Annotated in this window: 15 protein-coding genes and 1 pseudogene; 11 read left to right on the top strand and 5 right to left on the bottom strand. The window is 74.3% G+C overall.

Annotation, left to right across the window (positions count from 1 at the left end; translation table 11 throughout):
• Nucleotides 1-22: 22 nt before the first annotated feature.
• From radA to MRQ36_RS11090, 3 genes are all read right to left on the bottom strand, one after another.
• Nucleotides 23-1,477, bottom strand: coding sequence for a DNA repair protein RadA (gene radA, locus MRQ36_RS11100; protein WP_242794782.1), 1,455 nt, complete (start codon nt 1,475-1,477; stop codon nt 23-25).
• Nucleotides 1,478-1,584: 107 nt separating this feature from the next.
• The gene (locus tag MRQ36_RS11095; protein ID WP_242794781.1) at nt 1,585-2,358 is read right to left on the bottom strand and encodes a hypothetical protein; all 774 of its coding nucleotides are present in this window, start codon (nt 2,356-2,358) and stop codon (nt 1,585-1,587) included.
• Nucleotides 2,359-2,494: 136 nt separating this feature from the next.
• On the bottom strand, nt 2,495-3,334 hold the full coding sequence (locus MRQ36_RS11090) for a UbiA family prenyltransferase (protein WP_242794780.1): 840 nt from the start codon (nt 3,332-3,334) through the stop codon (nt 2,495-2,497).
• Between the two features lie 45 nt (nt 3,335-3,379).
• On the opposite strand from MRQ36_RS11090, the gene MRQ36_RS11085 reads away from it, so the two are divergent.
• The 4 genes and pseudogenes from MRQ36_RS11085 to MRQ36_RS11070 all read left to right on the top strand — a co-directional run bounded on the left by MRQ36_RS11085 (nt 3,380) and on the right by MRQ36_RS11070 (nt 7,222).
• Nucleotides 3,380-4,141, top strand: coding sequence for a methyltransferase domain-containing protein (locus tag MRQ36_RS11085; protein WP_242794779.1), 762 nt, complete (start codon nt 3,380-3,382; stop codon nt 4,139-4,141).
• A gap of 43 nt (nt 4,142-4,184) precedes the next feature.
• Nucleotides 4,185-5,349, top strand: a pseudogene (locus MRQ36_RS11080) (acyl-CoA dehydrogenase family protein).
• A gap of 214 nt (nt 5,350-5,563) precedes the next feature.
• Entirely contained in the window at nt 5,564-6,622 is a 1,059-nt protein-coding gene (locus tag MRQ36_RS11075) for a 3-oxoacyl-[acyl-carrier-protein] synthase III C-terminal domain-containing protein (protein ID WP_242794778.1), read from the top strand.
• A 45-nt stretch (nt 6,623-6,667) separates the two neighbouring features.
• Nucleotides 6,668-7,222, top strand: coding sequence for a hypothetical protein (locus tag MRQ36_RS11070; RefSeq protein WP_242794777.1), 555 nt, complete (start codon nt 6,668-6,670; stop codon nt 7,220-7,222).
• Nucleotides 7,223-7,230: 8 nt separating this feature from the next.
• Here the strand turns inward: MRQ36_RS11070 and MRQ36_RS11065 are convergent, their stop codons facing one another.
• On the bottom strand, nt 7,231-7,953 hold the full coding sequence (locus tag MRQ36_RS11065; protein ID WP_242794776.1) for a hypothetical protein: 723 nt from the start codon (nt 7,951-7,953) through the stop codon (nt 7,231-7,233).
• Nucleotides 7,954-8,295: 342 nt separating this feature from the next.
• On the opposite strand from MRQ36_RS11065, the gene MRQ36_RS11060 reads away from it, so the two are divergent.
• From MRQ36_RS11060 to MRQ36_RS11040, 5 genes are all read left to right on the top strand, one after another.
• Nucleotides 8,296-8,781: a CarD family transcriptional regulator gene (locus MRQ36_RS11060; protein WP_089012187.1), complete on the top strand. Its 486-nt coding sequence runs from the start codon at nt 8,296-8,298 to the stop codon at nt 8,779-8,781.
• Between the two features lie 54 nt (nt 8,782-8,835).
• Nucleotides 8,836-9,531 carry a 2-C-methyl-D-erythritol 4-phosphate cytidylyltransferase gene (ispD, locus tag MRQ36_RS11055; RefSeq protein WP_242801017.1) on the top strand — a complete coding sequence of 232 codons (696 nt, stop codon included), beginning with the start codon at nt 8,836-8,838 and terminating at the stop codon, nt 9,529-9,531.
• Nucleotides 9,532-9,547: 16 nt separating this feature from the next.
• Entirely contained in the window at nt 9,548-10,045 is a 498-nt protein-coding gene (gene ispF / locus MRQ36_RS11050; protein ID WP_242794775.1) for a 2-C-methyl-D-erythritol 2,4-cyclodiphosphate synthase, read from the top strand.
• A 90-nt stretch (nt 10,046-10,135) separates the two neighbouring features.
• Nucleotides 10,136-11,155, top strand: a complete 1,020-nt coding sequence (locus MRQ36_RS11045; protein ID WP_242794774.1) for a tetratricopeptide repeat protein — start codon at nt 10,136-10,138, stop codon at nt 11,153-11,155.
• Nucleotides 11,156-11,217: 62 nt separating this feature from the next.
• A complete protein-coding gene (locus MRQ36_RS11040) occupies nt 11,218-12,258 on the top strand; it encodes an NAD(P)-dependent alcohol dehydrogenase (RefSeq protein ID WP_242794773.1) in 1,041 nt (346 codons plus the stop codon).
• Between the two features lie 52 nt (nt 12,259-12,310).
• Here MRQ36_RS11040 and MRQ36_RS11035 read toward each other — a convergent pair whose 3' ends face one another.
• The gene (locus MRQ36_RS11035; protein ID WP_242794772.1) at nt 12,311-13,477 is read right to left on the bottom strand and encodes a homogentisate 1,2-dioxygenase; all 1,167 of its coding nucleotides are present in this window, start codon (nt 13,475-13,477) and stop codon (nt 12,311-12,313) included.
• Between the two features lie 93 nt (nt 13,478-13,570).
• On the opposite strand from MRQ36_RS11035, the gene MRQ36_RS11030 reads away from it, so the two are divergent.
• Both MRQ36_RS11030 and fahA read left to right on the top strand, forming a co-directional pair.
• Nucleotides 13,571-14,437 carry a hypothetical protein gene (locus tag MRQ36_RS11030; protein WP_242794771.1) on the top strand — a complete coding sequence of 289 codons (867 nt, stop codon included), beginning with the start codon at nt 13,571-13,573 and terminating at the stop codon, nt 14,435-14,437.
• The gene (gene fahA / locus MRQ36_RS11025; RefSeq protein ID WP_242794770.1) at nt 14,434-15,633 is read left to right on the top strand and encodes a fumarylacetoacetase; all 1,200 of its coding nucleotides are present in this window, start codon (nt 14,434-14,436) and stop codon (nt 15,631-15,633) included. The genes MRQ36_RS11030 and fahA overlap by 4 nt, the downstream gene beginning before the upstream one ends.
• Nucleotides 15,634-15,687 lie beyond the last annotated feature (54 nt).

Here is a 15,687-nt window from a genome sequence, read left to right as displayed (position 1 = left end):
CCCTCCTCGTGCTCACCGTCGGTCACTCCGCCGACGCGCGAGCGGCAGCCTGGAGGGCCGCGCGCACGTCCGTGACCTCGATCACCCGCATGTTCCCCGGGGCCACGCCGCTGCTGTCCGGGCCGCAGCCGGGCGGCACCAGGGCCAGCCGGAAGCCGAGCCGGGCCGCCTCGGCCAGCCGGCGCGGCACCGCGCCGACCCGGCGCACCTCGCCGGTCAGCCCGACCTCGCCGATCGCTACCAGGTGCGGCGCGATGGCCAGGTTGAGGCCGCCCGAGGCGACCGCGAGCGCGACCGCCAGGTCGGCCGCCGGCTCCACCACCCGGATCCCGCCCACCGTCGCGGCGAAGACCTCCCGGTCGTGCAGGGTGAGCTTCTCGGTGCGCCGCTGGAGCACCGCCAGCACCATCGCCAGCCGGGCGCCGTCGAGACCGGAGACCGTCCGCCGGGGTGAGCCGGCCACGGTCGCGCCGATCAGCGCCTGCACCTCGGTGACCAGGGCCCGCCGCCCCTCCATCGCCACCGTGACGCAGGTGCCGGGCACCGGCTCCGAATAGCGGGTGAGGAAGAGCCCGGACGGGTCGGCCAGGCTGCTGATGCCACCCTCGTGCATCTCGAAGCACCCGACCTCGTCGGCCGCGCCGAACCGGTTCTTCACGCCGCGGACCATCCGCAGCGACGAGTGCTTGTCGCCCTCGAAGTGCAGCACCACGTCGACCAGGTGCTCCAGCACCCGGGGGCCGGCCACCTGGCCGTCCTTGGTGACGTGGCCGACCAGCACGGTGGCGATGCCCCGCTCCTTGGCGACCGCGACCAGGGCCGCAGTCACCGCCCGCACCTGGGTCACCCCGCCGGGCACCCCCTCCGTGCCGGTGGTGGAGATGGTCTGCACCGAGTCGAGCACCAGCAGACCCGGCTTGACCGCGTCGAGGTGCCCGAGCACCGCCGACAGGTCGCTCTCGGCGGCCAGGTAGAGCTGGTCGTGCAGGGTGCCCATCCGCTCGGCGCGCAGGCGCACCTGGCTGACCGACTCCTCACCGCTGACCACCAGGGAGGGGCTGCCCGCACCGACCGCCCACTGCTGGGCCACGTCGAGCAGCAGGGTCGACTTGCCCACCCCGGGCTCACCGGCGAGCAGCACCACCGCGCCGGGCACCAGCCCGCCGCCGAGCACCCGGTCGAGCTCGCTGACGCCGGTCGGCCGGGCCCGGGCCGGGGCGGCGCTGATGGTGGCGATCGGCCGGGCCGGCTCGGCCGGCATCCGGGAGCTGACCACCCTGCCGGAGACCAGCGGCCCGGTCACCGTGCACTCGACCACCGAGCCCCACTCGCCGCACTCCGGGCAGCGTCCCACCCACTTCGGCGGCTGGTGGCCGCAGGCGTCGCACTCGTAGGCGGGGCGTGGCTCGCGGGCGGCGGCCCGGCCGCGGCCGGTGCCCGAACCGGCGCGGGCGGGAGTCGATCGGGAGGTGGTCACCCCAGGACGCTAACCGCCCGGTACGACCAAAACCCAGCGAAAACGAGAACACCGTCGGCGTGGCGGTCGCCACGCCGACGGTGCCGTCGACTCTCGTACGCCTGCGGTCAGCCGCCGTGGCCGGCGCCGCCCTCACCCGCGCCACCCTCCCGGCTGACGATCGGCGAGGCCGGCGCGCCCGGGGTCAGCGGGACGCCGACCGGGGCGCCGGTACGGATGACCCGGCCGTTGCCGAAGTCGAAGGTCAGCTGGACCTGCTGTCCGGAGAGCAGCTTCTCGTTCAGCCCGACGAGCTGGAGGTACTGGCCGCCGCCGGTGGCGAGGAGCTGCGCGTAGCCGAGGGCCGGGATCTCCAGCCGGGCCGGCTGACCGGCCGGGGCCGACTCGCTCGCCGACGGGCTGGCGGAGGCGGACTCGCCGGCGGACGGGCTGGCCGAAGCGGACTCGCCCGCCCCGAGCGACTGGCTCGGCGACGCGCTGGGGTCGGCCGGGGTCGGCGACGCGGAGGCCGGCTCGGTCGGGGACGAACTCGGCGTCGGCTGCGAACCGGCCGCCGGCGAACCGGCGAGCACGATCTCCCGTGCGCTGTCGGTGGTGACCGTCACGGTGACCGGCTCGCGGCTGTCGTTGTAGATCACCACGTTCAGCCCGGCGTTGCCGCCGGCCTGGTAGCCCTCGACGCCCGGGTACTGGACGTAGAGGCCGCGCACCTTGAAGTTGTTGTCGGGAGTCTGGACGTTGACGCCCTGGACCGACGGGATCTTGTTGGCGGTCTCGGCCACCTGGCCGGCGCCGCACCCGGACAGCAGCAGGCCCGCCGCCGTGGCCGTACCGGCCAGCAGCAGGGCCGCCCGTCCGGAACCCCTGATCGAGCGCGTCACGTCGGTCCTCCTCGTCACGTTCCCACCCGGCCGTACGCCGGGCACGGTGGCCATACCCGCGCAGACCGCGCTCCAGGGTAGTTGGGGCTGATCGAGGGCCGCACGCCGACCCGGTAATGCCACCGTCCCGGGTTGCTCAGACCACCCGTCCGCTCGCCACCAGCAGCACCACGTCGATGAGGGCCACCACCAGCACCGACCGGAAGGCGGCCACCGGTCGGCCGCCGGTCCGGGCCGCCGCGCGGCCCGCGTACCCGCCGACGAGCGGGACCAGCACGGCCGCGGCGACCGCCGACAGCCCGGCCCACGACGGCGGTCCGGGCGGCCCGACGACCAGCGTGACGGTGGCCGCCAGCAGCAGCCCGGCGGCGGCGGCCCGGCTGCCGGCGGCACCGAGCCGGTGCGGCAGCCCGCGCACCCCGGTCCGGGCGTCGTCGGCCAGGTCCGGCAGGACGTTCGCGAAGTGCGCCCCGGCGCCCAGGCAGGCCGCCGCGACCACCAGCCAGACCGGCGGGGCCGGCGCGCCGGGCAGCGCCAGCACCACGAAGGCCGGCAGCGACCCGAAGGAGATCGCGTACGGCAGCACGGAGACCGGCGTCGACTTCAGCGGCCGGTTGTAGAGCAACGCGGAGACCAGCCCGACGGTGACGCAGAGCGCCGCCGGGACACCGGTGGTCAGCCCCACCAGCGGGGTGACCAGCGCCGCCGCGACGGCGGCCAGGGCGAGCGTCCGCCGCCGCAGCGCCCCGGTGGCCACCGGTTTGTCGGTACGCCCCACCGCAACGTCCCGGTCGGCGTCGATCAGGTCGTTGCTCCAGCCGACGGCGAGCTGACTGGCCAGCACGGTCAGCGCCACGGCGGCGACGCCGGCCGGGCGGTGCCCCACCCCCCACGCCAGCAGCCCGGCCACCGTGGTGACCGCGGCGGCCGGCTCCGGGTGACTCGCCCTGACCAGCCCTAACACCGTTGACGACATAAAGGAAGTCTGGCCGTTGTCGGGGAGCCGTGTCACGCTCGGTCCATGCGAGACGCGGCCCCGGTGTCCACCCCGCCCCGGGTGCTGCCCCCCAACGACCCCCGGCAGTACGACGACCTCGCCGACGAGTGGTGGCGGCCGGACGGCGCGTTCGCGATGCTGCACTGGCTGGCCCGGGCCCGCGCCGCCCTGGTGCCGCCGGCCACCCGGCCCGGCGCGCTCCTGGTGGACCTGGGCTGCGGCGCCGGTCTGCTCGCCCCGCACCTGGCCGGCAAGGGCTACCGGCACGTCGGGGTCGACCTCACCCGGTCCGCCCTGCACCAGGCCGCCGCGCACGGCGTGACCGTGGTCAACGGCGACGCCGTCGCGGTTCCGCTCGTCGCCGGCTGCGCCGACGTGGTCTCCGCCGGTGAGCTGCTGGAACACGTACCGGACTGGCGGCGGGCGGTGGCCGAGGCGTGCCGGCTGCTGCGCCCGGGCGGCCTGCTGGTGCTGGACACCCTCAACGACACGCTGCTGGCCCGGCTGGTGGCGGTGGAGATCGGTGAGCGGCTGCCGACCGTGCCGCGCGGCATCCACGATCCACGGTTGTTCGTGGACGCCCGTGCCCTGGTCGCCGAGTGCGCCCGGCACGGCGTCGAGCTGCGCGTCCGGGGGATCCGTCCGGAGCTGCGCGGCACGGCGGGCTGGCTGTTCCGGCGGATCCGGGGCGGCGCCGCCGACCGTCCGGGCCGGACCGGGCCGAGGATCGTGCCGGCCCGGTCCACCGCGGTGCTCTACCAGGGCCGTGGGGTCCGGGGCGGGTAGCCGGGGCCACCCGGGGTAAAGGGGACGCCGAGGAGGGGGCTAGATGACTGTGCACGCGCTGGAGGCGGCCCGCCGGTTGGCACCGCGACTGGCCGCCCGGGCGGCCGAGCACGACCGGGAGGGCTCCTTCCCGGTCGACGACTTCGCCGACCTGCGCGAGGCGGGGCTCTTCGGGCTGATGGTGCCCCCGGAGCTGGGCGGCCTGGGCGCCACCTTCGCCGAGTACGCCGCCGTCGCCACCGAACTGGCCCGGGGCAATGGCGCGACGGCGCTGGTGTTCAACATGCACGCCTCGGTCACCGGCGCGCTGGGCGCGGTCACCGAGGAACTGGCCGAGGCGCTGGGCGTACCGGACGAGGCGTTGGCCGCCCGGGACCGGCTGCTCCGCGCGGCGGCCGCGGGCTCCTGGTACGCGGTGGCGATGAGCGAGCGCGGCGCGGGTGCCCGGCTGTCGCAGCTCAGCACGGTCTACGAGCCGGTCGACGGAGGCTGGCACATCAAGGGCAGCAAGACCTTCTGCTCCGGCGCGGGGCACCCGGACGGCTACCTGGTGGCCGCCCGCAGCGCCACCGACCCGTCGGTGGTCTCCCAGTTCCTCGTCCCGGCCGGTGCCGGGCTCACCGTCGAGCCCACCTGGGACTCGCTGGGCATGCGCGCCACCAGCTCGCACGACCTGCACCTGGACGTCACCGTGCCGGCCGACCGGCTGCTCGGCGGCGTGGAGGGGCTGGCGCTGGTGGTCGCCCAGCTCATGCCGCACTGGTTGGTGGCCAGCTACGCCGCCGTCTACGTCGGGGTGGCCCGGGCGGCGATCGACGCGGCGGCGGAGCACCTGACCGCCCGGAACCTGGCCGGCCTGCCGGCGGTACGGGCCCGGCTGGGCCGGGCGGACGCGGCGGTGGCGGCGGCCGGGCTGGTGGTGGCCGAGGCGGCGCGCCGGTGGACGAGGCCCCGGCGACGCGGAGACCAACCGCTGGGTCTGGCGGGCCAAGCTGCTCGCCGGCACCACCGCCGCCGAGGTGGCCGCGTCCATGCTGGAGGCTGCCGGCACCTCGGCGACCCGCCGCGGGCATCCGCTGGAACGGCTCTACCGGGACGCCCGCTGCGGCTCGCTGCACCCGGCCACGTCGGACGTCTGCGCGGACTGGCTGGGCATCGCCGCGCTCGGTGGCGACCCGGACCGCGACGCCTCGACGCCTCGTTGGTGAGTGCGAGGAGTGAGCCGGGGTTGCGAGCCCCGCAGTCACGAGCGGGGGCCGGTTCGGTGAGTGCGAGGAGTGAGCCGGGGTTGCGAGCCCCGCAGTCACGAGCGGGGGCCGGTTCGGTGAGTGCGAGGAGTGAGCCGGGGTTGCGAGCCCCGCAGTCACGAACGAACGGCGGCCCGGTGAGTGCGGGGAATGGGCAGGCAGCAGGCGACGAGAGGTGGGGATCATGGCTGTGCCGGTGATCGCGGGTCTGGGTACGGCGCAGCCGCCCGGTGCCGCACAGGACGAACTCTGGACGGGCTTCTTCTCGAAGCACTTCTCCGGCACCACCCGGGCGCTGGCCGAGCGGATCTTCGCCAATTCCGGGGTGTCCCGGCGGCAGGCGGCGGTCAACCCGCTGCTGGAGGACGTCTCCGAGTGGCCGACCGAGCGGCGGATGCGCCGTTACCAGGTGGAGGCGCTGCCGCTGGGCAAGGAGGCGGTGGGGCGGGCGCTGACGGCCGCCGGGCTGGACGCGGGCGACGTGGGGCTCTTCCTGGTCTGCTCCTGCACCGGGTACGCGACGCCGGGGCTGGACATCCTGCTCGCCCGGGATCTCGGCATGGCGCCGGACACCCAGCGCATGTTCGTCGGGCACATGGGCTGCTATGCGGCGCTGCCCGGGCTCGGCGCGGCCGGTGACTTCGTCACCGCCCGGCAGCGGCCGGCGTTGCTGCTCTGCGCGGAGCTGACCAGCCTGCACATCCAGCCGGCGAGCGCCCGGGTGGACACCCAGCAGATCGTCTCCCACGCGCTCTTCTCCGACGCCGCGGTCGCCGCCGTGGTCGTGCCCGGCGGCCCGGGGTACGCGCTGCGCGAGGTCGCCTCGGTCACCGACACCTCGACGGCGGACCACATGACCTGGGACGTCACCGACACGGGCTTCCGGATGGGGTTGTCGCCGAAGGTGCCGCAGGTGCTCTCCCGCCACGTGGTGGGGCTGGTCGACGAGTTGTTGGCCCGGCACGGGCGGACCCGGTCCGAGGTGGACGGCTGGGCGGTGCATCCGGGTGGCCCGCGCATCCTCAACGTGGTCGAGCGCGAACTGGCGTTGCCGGCGGACGCGTTGGCGGCGTCCCGGGGCGTACTGGCCGAGCAGGGGAACTGTTCCTCGCCGACGGTGCTGCTGATCCTGGACCGGCTGCGCCGGGCACCGGTGCCGCCGGAGCGGGTCGTGATGCTGGCCTTCGGCCCCGGCCTGACCCTGTACGCGGCCCTGCTGGAGCGCACCGGCTGAGCGGTGCGGGCGGTGCGGCCGGCGGCGCGCGGTTACGCTCGCCGGATGGGCGTGCAGGCCGAGGATCGGGTACGCGGGGCGCTGCTGGCCGGGCTCGCCGTGGCCGTGCTGGCCGTCGGCGGCTGGTGGTGGCGGGGGTGCGCCCCGGCCACCGGCCCGGTGACGGCACGGACCGAGCCGACGCCGGCGTCCGGCGCGCCGCTCGATCGGCTGCTGGTGACCGTCGACTCGGAGGACGGGCGCGTCCTGCCCGGTCCCGAGGAGACGCTGGTGCTGCACCAGGAGCCGGATGGCCGGGCGGAGGTGCCGAGCCCGGTCTGGGTCGAGCGGTCCCACCTGGACGGGACCGGGCCGCCGTTGGTGCGGCAGACGAACCCGTCGGCCGGTGAGCGCCACCTGCTCCTGGTGGGTTGCACCGGGCCGGGGAAGCTGACCGTCAGCTTCTCGGGCACCGGGGACGGCGGCCCCGGGTTGCCGGTGGACTGCACGGGCGCACCGACCACGGTGGCCGTGACCGCGGCCGGCGGGCCGTTGCAGGTGCGCTTCGTCGCCGCAGGCGGCGGGGTGGACCTCGACGCGCGGCTCTCCACGCTGTCCTGAGCGGCCCGTCAGCCGGCGAGCCGGGCCAGGTCGGCGCGGTAGTCCTCGACGGTGCCGAGTTCGGGCACGACCCGGACCAGCCGGCTCTCCCGGTCCACCAGCAGGGCGGTGGCCGTACCGGGGCGGGCGGGCAGGTGGAGGAAGGCGCGCAGGCCACCGGCGGGGTCGGCCAGGGCGCGTACCCCGGGGGCGGGTGCCGGCTCGACGTCCCGGCCGCCGGCCACGGTGACCACGGTGACCCCGGTGGGGGCCGCGGCCGCCGCCTCGGCGACCCGGTCGCCGCAGGTGCAGGCGTCGACCAGGACGATCACCGCCGGCAGCAGGCTGCGCAGGGAGACGGGCGAGTCGGCGGCGTCGACCAGGTCCAGCGCCGGCAGCGGCTGGTCGGTGACCAGGGTCGCCGTCGGGTACGGGACCACGCTGGGGCTGCCCGACGATCGGGGGGCCCGGGGCCAGGTGACCGCCATCAACCCGGCGAGCGTGGTGAGCACGGAGATGACCAGGACCAGCACCGGCAGGGCGAGCGGTGGCCGGCCGTCGGGTCGGGGGGCGAGGCCGAGCCGGCGGCGCCAGCGGCGGGTCCTGGCCTGCCGGCGTAGCTCGCGGCGGAGCTGCCGGGCCTCCTCGGCGAGCGCGGCGGCGTCGTCCGGTACGACCACCCGACCCCACTCCGGTGGCAGGTCGGGCAGCCCGTCGGTGGGCCCGTGGCCTTCGCTGTCAGGCATGCCCATCGGACCCCCAGGAACCGTCTCGGTGAGCGGACAAGCGTCCTCCTCCAGCGTCCCGCACGGGTCCGCGTACCGCTACACCTGGGCGCACCCTGGATCGGCGGGATACCATGGGGATGCGCATGCCCTGGATATCGACGTAGCGGAGATATCGACGCTCCGATCACCCGTACCGGGTTGTCATCTGGTGGTCACGGAGTGTGTTCAAACCATCGGTTTGACCGCCTGTCAAGCTGAAGAAATACCTCTCACAGGGCCCCTGAGCTGCGCCAACGGTCAGGACAGCGGTGAGACATCGGTGCCTGAGCGTGTTACCCTAGACACAGCGAAAGGGGTTTCGAACCTATGGTTTTCAGTGTCGGCGAGACCGTTGTTTACCCCCACCACGGGGCCGCACTCATCGAGGCAATCGAGACTCGGGTCATCAAGGGCGAGCCCAAGCAGTACCTCGTCCTGAGGGTCGCGCAGGGTGACCTGACGGTCCGGGTGCCCGCCGAGAACGCCGAGATCGTGGGTGTGCGCGAGGTGGTCGGCGAAGAGGGCCTGGGCAAGGTCTTCGACGTGCTCCGTGCACCGCACACCGAGGAGCCGACCAACTGGTCGCGGCGTTACAAGGCGAATCTGGAGAAGCTGGCCTCCGGCAACCCGCTGAAGGTGGCCGAGGTCGTCCGCGACCTGTGGCGCCGGGAGCGGGAGCGGGGCCTTTCCGCGGGTGAGAAGCGCATGCTCGCCAAGGCCCGCGACATTCTCGTCGGCGAGGTCGCGCTGGCCGAGAAGAGCACCAAGGACGAGGCGGAGTCGCTGCTGGACAAGGTGCTGGGCGAGGCCTAGTCCCCACCGCATCGTCGTACCCACGACGTGGCAGAGAATTCCGAGGACCGCGACGTGACCGCGCAGCTCAATCCGCGCGGTGACGTCGCGGTCCTTGTTCCTGCGGCCGGCGCCGGTGTACGCCTCGGCCCCGGCGCCCCGAAGGCGTTGCGTCCGTTGGCCGGTGAACCGCTGCTCGTGCACGCGGTCCGCCGGATCGCCGCGGCACCCTCGGTGCACACCATCGTGATCGCCGCCCCGGCCGCCGAGGTCGACTTCGTCCGGCGGCTGCTGGCACCGGTCGCCCCGGTGACCGTCGTGCCCGGCGGCGCGGAACGACAGGCGTCGGTCGCCGCCGCGCTGGCCGCCGTGCCCACCGGGCCGCAGATCGTGCTGGTGCACGACGCCGCCCGCGCGCTCACCCCGCCGGCGCTGGTCGAGTCGGTCGCCGAGGCGGTCCGCTCCGGCCACGACGCGGTGATCCCCGTGCTGCCGGTGGTCGACACGATCAAGGAGGTCGACGCCGGTGAGCGGGTCCTCGGCACGGTCGACCGGTCGGCGTTGCGGGCGGTGCAGACTCCGCAGGGCTTCCGCCGGTCCGTGCTGGCCGCCGCGCACGACGCGGCAGGGGATCCGCTGACCGACGACGCCGGGCTGGTCGAGAAGCAGGGCTTACCGGTGGTCTGCGTGCCGGGGTCGGAGCTGGCGTTGAAGATCACCCGACCGTTCGACCTGGCCCTCGCCGAGCACCTGCTGACCCTCGACTCCTGACGCGTACGCTCGGTTCATGATCGTTCCTCGGGTGGCCATCGGCACGGACGTGCACGCCTTCGCCGCCGGCCGGCCCTGCTGGGTCGCCGGCCTGCACTGGCCCGACCAGGACGGCCTGGCCGGTCACTCGGACGCCGACGTGGTGGCGCACGCGGCCTGCAACGCGCTGCTCTCCGCGGCGGGCCTCGGCGACCTCGGCGCGAACTTCGGCGTCGACCAGCCGGAGTGGGCCGGCGCGTCCGGGGTGGCGCTGCTCACCGAGAGCGCCCGGCGGGTGCGGGCGGCCGGGTTCCGGATCGGCAACGTCTCGGTCCAGGTGATCGGCAACCGACCCAAGATCGGGCCTCGCCGCGACGAGGCGCAGCGGGTGCTCTCCGCGGCGGTGGGCGCGCCGGTCACGGTCTCCGCCGCGACCACCGACGGCCTGGGCTTCCCGGGGCGCGGCGAGGGCCTGACCGGCATCGCGGTGGCCCTGGTGTACGAGGCACCCGACGCGACCGCCGACCCGGCGTAGCGGACGGGCGGGATCCGGAAGCCGGGCAGGGAGAACGCCCCGTCGCAGGCTGCTCGGCGGACCGGGCGGGTGCCGGCTAGGCTCGCCGGGATGTCGAGTGACGCCGCCCCTGACCAGTTCGCCGCCGACGGGCACCTCCAGCGGGCGCAGCTCCTCGCCGAGCTGGGCCGCTACGACGAGGCCGCCGGGGAGTTGGCCCCCGCGATCGCGGCGCACCCCACCGACTCCTCCGCGCTGACCATGCTGGCCCGGGTGCACCTGGCGGCCGGCCGGTCCGCCGAGGCGCGGGCCGCCGCCGACGCCGCCGTGGCGGCTGCCCCGGGGGTGATACCTCCGCTGGTGGCGCGCGGGCTCGCGCTGGTCGACCTGCGCGAGTTCCGAGCCGCCGCCGCCACCGCCGACGAGATCCTGGCCCTGGGCCCCGCCGACGCGTACGCCCAGCGCAGCGCCGCCGCGATCCTGGCCGGCTCGCGCAACGGGCAGCCGGCGCTGGACGCTGCCTGGCGTGGGGTCGAACTGGCCCCCGAGGCGCCCCAGGCGCACCTGGTGCTCGGCCTGGTCGCCGCCCGCCTGGAGCTGTTCGACCTGGCCGAACGGGCCTACCGGGAGGCGCTGCGGCTCGACCCGCAGCTGGCCGTGGCCCGGCACGACATGGGCGTCATCCGGCTGGAGCAGCGCCGCTACGCGGAGGCGCTGGAGCACCTGGCGGAGGCGGTCGCGCTGGACCCGGCGCGGCCGGACGCGGGTCGGACGATCTCCGACGGCCTACGGCGGCTGGTGCTCTACGGCGCCGGCTGGTCGCTGATCGGCACCGTGCTGGTGGCCTTCCTGGCCCCGGCCGGTGCGGGCACCTCCCGGCTCTTCGCCGCGTTGGCCGCGGTCGGCGGTGCGCTGGTGGTGTGGCGGTTCGCCGCCGGGCTGCCGGGGCTGGCCCGGACGATCCTGCCCGGCCTGCTCCGCTCGGACCACACCCTGGCGCTGGCCGTCGGCGCGGTGGCGGCCGGCCCGGTGCTGCTGCTGATCTACGCGCTGGCCGGTACGCCGTGGCCGCTGGTCGCCGCGATCACGGTCACGGTGCTGGCGCAGTTCGCGGTCTTCGCCCGACGCTGACCGGCCGGGGCGTGACCGACGCTACGTTGGTGAACGCCGGGTCCCGGGGTAAAGACGAGAGCGTGCTTACCGTCAACGCTTACGCGGCACAGTCCGCGACCGAACCGCTCGTCCCCACGACCATCGAACGGCGCGACCTCGGGCCGCGCGACGTCCTGATCGACATCAAGTTCTCCGGCATCTGCCACTCCGACATCCACACCGCGCGCAGCGAGTGGGGTCCCACCACCTACCCGATCGTGGTCGGCCACGAGATCGCCGGCGTGGTCCGCGAGGTCGGGTCGGAGGTGACGAAGTTCGCCGTCGGCGACCGCGCCGGCGTCGGCTGCATGGTCGACTCCTGCCGGGAGTGCGACAACTGCCGCAAGGGCCTGGAGCAGTACTGCCTCAAGGGCAACGTCGGCACGTACGGCGCCGTCGACGCCGACGGGCAGCCGACCCAGGGCGGCTACGCGCAGGCCATCGTGGTCACCGAGGACTTCGTGCTGCGCATCCCGGACGGCATCGAGCTGGACGCCGCCGCGCCGCTGCTCTGCGCCGGCATCACCACCTACTCCCCGCTGCGGCACTGGAACGCCGGGCCGGGCAGCCGGGTGGCCGTGATCGGCATGGGCGGCCTCGGCCACATGGCGGTCAAGCTGGCGCACGCCATGGGGGCGGAGGTCACCGTCCTGTCGCAGTCGCTGAAGAAGCAGGAGGACGGGCTGCGCCTCGGCGCCGACCACTACTACGCCACCTCCGACGAGGAGACGTTCACCAAGCTGGCGGGCTCGTTCGACCTGATCGTCAACACCGTCAGCGCCAAGATCGACCTGGACGCGTACCTGCGGCTGCTGGCGGTGGACGGGACGCTGGTCAACGTCGGCGCGCCCGAGGACCCGCTGTCGGTGCACGCGTTCTCGCTGATCCCGGCCCGCCGGTCCTTCGCCGGCTCGATGATCGGCGGCATCGCCGAGACGCAGGAGATGCTCGATTTCTGCGCCGAGCACGGCATCGGCGCCGAGATCGAGGTCATCCCGGCCGAGAAGATCAACGAGGCGTACGAGCGGGTGCTCGCCTCCGACGTGCGCTACCGCTTCGTCATCGACGCCTCGACGTTCTGAGCCGATCCGAGAGGGGCCGCGTCCGTGCCGGGCGCGGCCCCTTCGGCGTACGTCAGCCCTTTCGCGCCCAGGTCCAGGCGTAGCCGTCGTCCTCGCAGGCGGTGCCGGCGTCGCAGAGGTCCAGCGGGCGGAAGGTGTCGACCATGACGGCCAGCTCGTCGAAGAAGTCCACGCCGATCGAGCGCTCGGCGGCACCGGGCTGCGGCCCGTGGGTGAAGCCGGACGGGTGCAGCGAGATCGACCCCTGCTCGATGCCGGAGCCGCGCCGGGCCTCGTAGTTGCCCCCGGTGTAGAAGAGCATCTCGTCGGAGTCGACGTTGTGGTGGTTGTACGGCACCGGGATGGCGTCGGGGTGGTAGTCCACCTTGCGGGGCACGAAGGAGCAGATCACGAAGTTCGGGCCCTGGAAGGTCTGGTGCACGGGCGGCGGCTGGTGGATCCGGCCGGTGATCGGCTCGAAGTCGTGGATGGAGAACGCCCACGGGTAGAGGTGCCCGTCCCAGCCGACCACGTCGAACGGGTGGTGGGCGTAGGTGTAGCGGGTCCAACCGCGCCGGTGCTTCACCAGCACCTCGACGTCCTCCCCGTCGACCTGCAGCGGCGCGTCCGGTCCCCGGACGTCCCGCTCGCAGTACGGCGAGTGCTCCAGGAACTGGCCGCGTACCGAGAGGTAGCGCTTGGGCGGGCCGATGTGACCGGTGGCCTCGACGGCGAGCAGCCGGACCGGCTCGTCGCCGGTGGGCACCAGCCGGTGGATGGTCGAGGTGGGGATGACGACGTAGTCGCCGGCCACCGCGTCGAGCACACCGAACGGGGACTCGACCCGCAGCGTGCCGGACTCCAGATAGAGGCAGTGGTCGCCGGTGGCGTCGCGGAAGAGCGGGGACGGCCGGTCGGCCAGCACGTACGCGATCCGGACGTCGTCGTTGGCGAGCAGGTACTGCCGGCCGAGCACCGGGTCCGCGCCCGTGCCGTCGAGCTTGTGGGTACGCAGGTGGCGCGGCTTGAGCGGCAGGTTCGGCACGCGGGTGACGGCGGGCGGGGTGAACTCCTCGGCGGCGACGATCGCGGTCGGCGCGTACCGGTGGTAGAGCAGGGACGAGTCGGAGGAGAAGCCCTCCTGTCCGACCAACTCCTCGGCGTAGAGGCTGCCGTCGGGCTGGCGGAACTGGGTGTGGCGCTTGCGGGGCACCTCGCCGACGCTGCGGTAGTAGGGCATTTCGCCTCCGTTATGTCCCGTTCACCGGCCGGTGGCGTCCGATAATCGGACGCTGTTGTCCGTTCCTTGTAGCGTCCCGTAAATTCTTGTCTCGTGTCAACGCAGGTGCCCCGCCTCTTCGCCGGTCTCGTCGACGACGCCGCCGTCTTCCCGCCCGGCAGCGCGACGCTGCCCGACGCGGTGGCCGCCCACCGACGCCACCGCGCCGCCTGGTACACCGACCTGGTCGGTCCGCTGCTGCTGCCCGCCTCGGCGATCGCCGCCGGCGAACTCGGCGCACTGGTGAACCCTGCCGAGGGCTTCGTCATCGGGCTCATCGGCGACACCGGCATCGACCAGCTGCCCTTCGCGCTCTCCTTCCTGCCGCCCGACGGGGTGACCGCCCGGCAGGTCGAGGCGCCGGTCGCCAAGCGCGGCGAGGATCCGCAGCCCGGGCTGGTCGAGCTGATCAAGCTCACCGAAAAGCTCGGTGGCACCCCGGTCTACGCCGAGATCCCGCTGACCTTCGGGCTGCTGGGCGCGCTCGACACCCTCGCCGAGGCGCGCGCCGCCGGGCTGCCCGTCGCCGCGAAGTTCCGCACCGGCGGGCTGGCCGCCGAACTCTTCCCGACCCCGGTCGAGCTGGCCGCGGTGATCTGCGCCTGCCGGGACCGGGAACTGCCGTTCAAACTGACCGCCGGGCTGCACCACGCGATCCGCCACCGGGACCCGGAGACCGGCTTCACCCACCACGGCTTCGTCAACGTGCTCGCCGCGACCCTCGCCGCCCGGCAGGGCGCCGAGGTGGACACCGTGGCCGAACTGCTCGCCGCCACCGACCCGGTGCGGCCCGTCGAGCAGGTCCGGGCCGACCGCGACGCGGCGCGTCCGCTGTGGATCGGGTACGGCTCGTGCAGCATGACCGAACCACTGACCGATCTGATCCGGCTGGGGCTGGTGAACGGGGGTTTCGAGAAATGAGCTGGGTGTCTGGTGCCGACGGGTCCGGGTACGGGGTGACCAACCTGCCGTACGGGGTGTTCCGGCACGGCGACCGTGAGCCGCGCATCGGCGTACGCATCGGGGACTTCGTCCTCGACCTGGCCGGCGCGGAGGCGGCCGGTCTGGTGCTGGCCGGCGGCGCGCTCGGCCGGCCCACGCTGAACGACTTCATGGCGCTCGGTCGCCCGCAGTGGACCTCGGTCCGGCAGCGGGTCGTCGAGCTGCTCACCGACGAGACCCACCGCTCGACGGTCGAGTCGCTGCTGGTGCCGCTGCGTCAGGTGGAGCTGCTGCTGCCCTTCGAGGTCGCCGACTACGTCGATTTCTATTCCTCGGAGCACCACGCGTCGAACGTCGGGCAGATCTTCCGCCCCGGTCAGCCGGCGCTGCTGCCGAACTGGAAGCACGTGCCGATCGGCTACCACGGCCGGGCCGGCACGGTGGTGGTCTCCGGCACCCCGGTCGTCCGCCCGTGCGGGCAGCGGGCCACCCCCCAGGGCCCGACCACCGGCGCCTCCGTACGCCTCGACATCGAGGCCGAGGTCGGCTTCGTCGTCGGCGTGCCGAGTGCGCTCGGCGACCGGGTGGCGGTGGGCGACTTCGCCGACCACGTCTTCGGCGTGGTGCTGGTCAACGACTGGTCGGCCCGGGACATCCAGGCCTGGGAATATCAGCCGCTCGGCCCGTTCCTGGGCAAGTCCTTCGCCACCTCGGTGTCGGCCTGGGTGACCCCGCTCGACGCGCTGGCCGACGCGTTCGTGCCCGCGCCCGACCAGGATCCGCCGGTGCAGAACTACCTGCACGACACCCCGCACCTGGGCCTCGACCTCGCCCTGGCCGTCGAGTGGAACGGCGAGCGGGTCAGCGAGCCGCCCTTCGCGACCATGTACTGGACGCCCGCCCAGCAGCTCGCCCACCTCAGCGTCAACGGCGCCTCGCTGCGCACCGGCGACCTCTACGCCTCCGGCACCGTCTCCGGCCCGGAGCGCGACCAGGTCGGCTCGTTCCTGGAGCTCACCTGGGGCGGCACCGAGCCGGTGAAGTTCGCCGACGGCGGGACCCGCACCTTCCTGGAGGACGGCGACACGGTGACCGTCACGGCCACCGCACCCGGCCCGGACGGCACCACGATCGCCCTCGGCGAGGTCACCGGCACCATCCTCCCCGCCCGCTGAGCCGGGCCCGTCCGGCAGCCCGCTGAGCCGGCCCGTCCGTCAACCCGTCCCCGG

This window comes from Micromonospora sp. R77, assembly GCF_022747945.1.
In the GTDB taxonomy this organism is placed as follows: Bacteria; Actinomycetota; Actinomycetes; order Mycobacteriales; family Micromonosporaceae; genus Micromonospora.
Note: the sequence above shows the minus strand (reverse complement) of the source record. Positions and strands in the feature narration are given on the sequence as shown.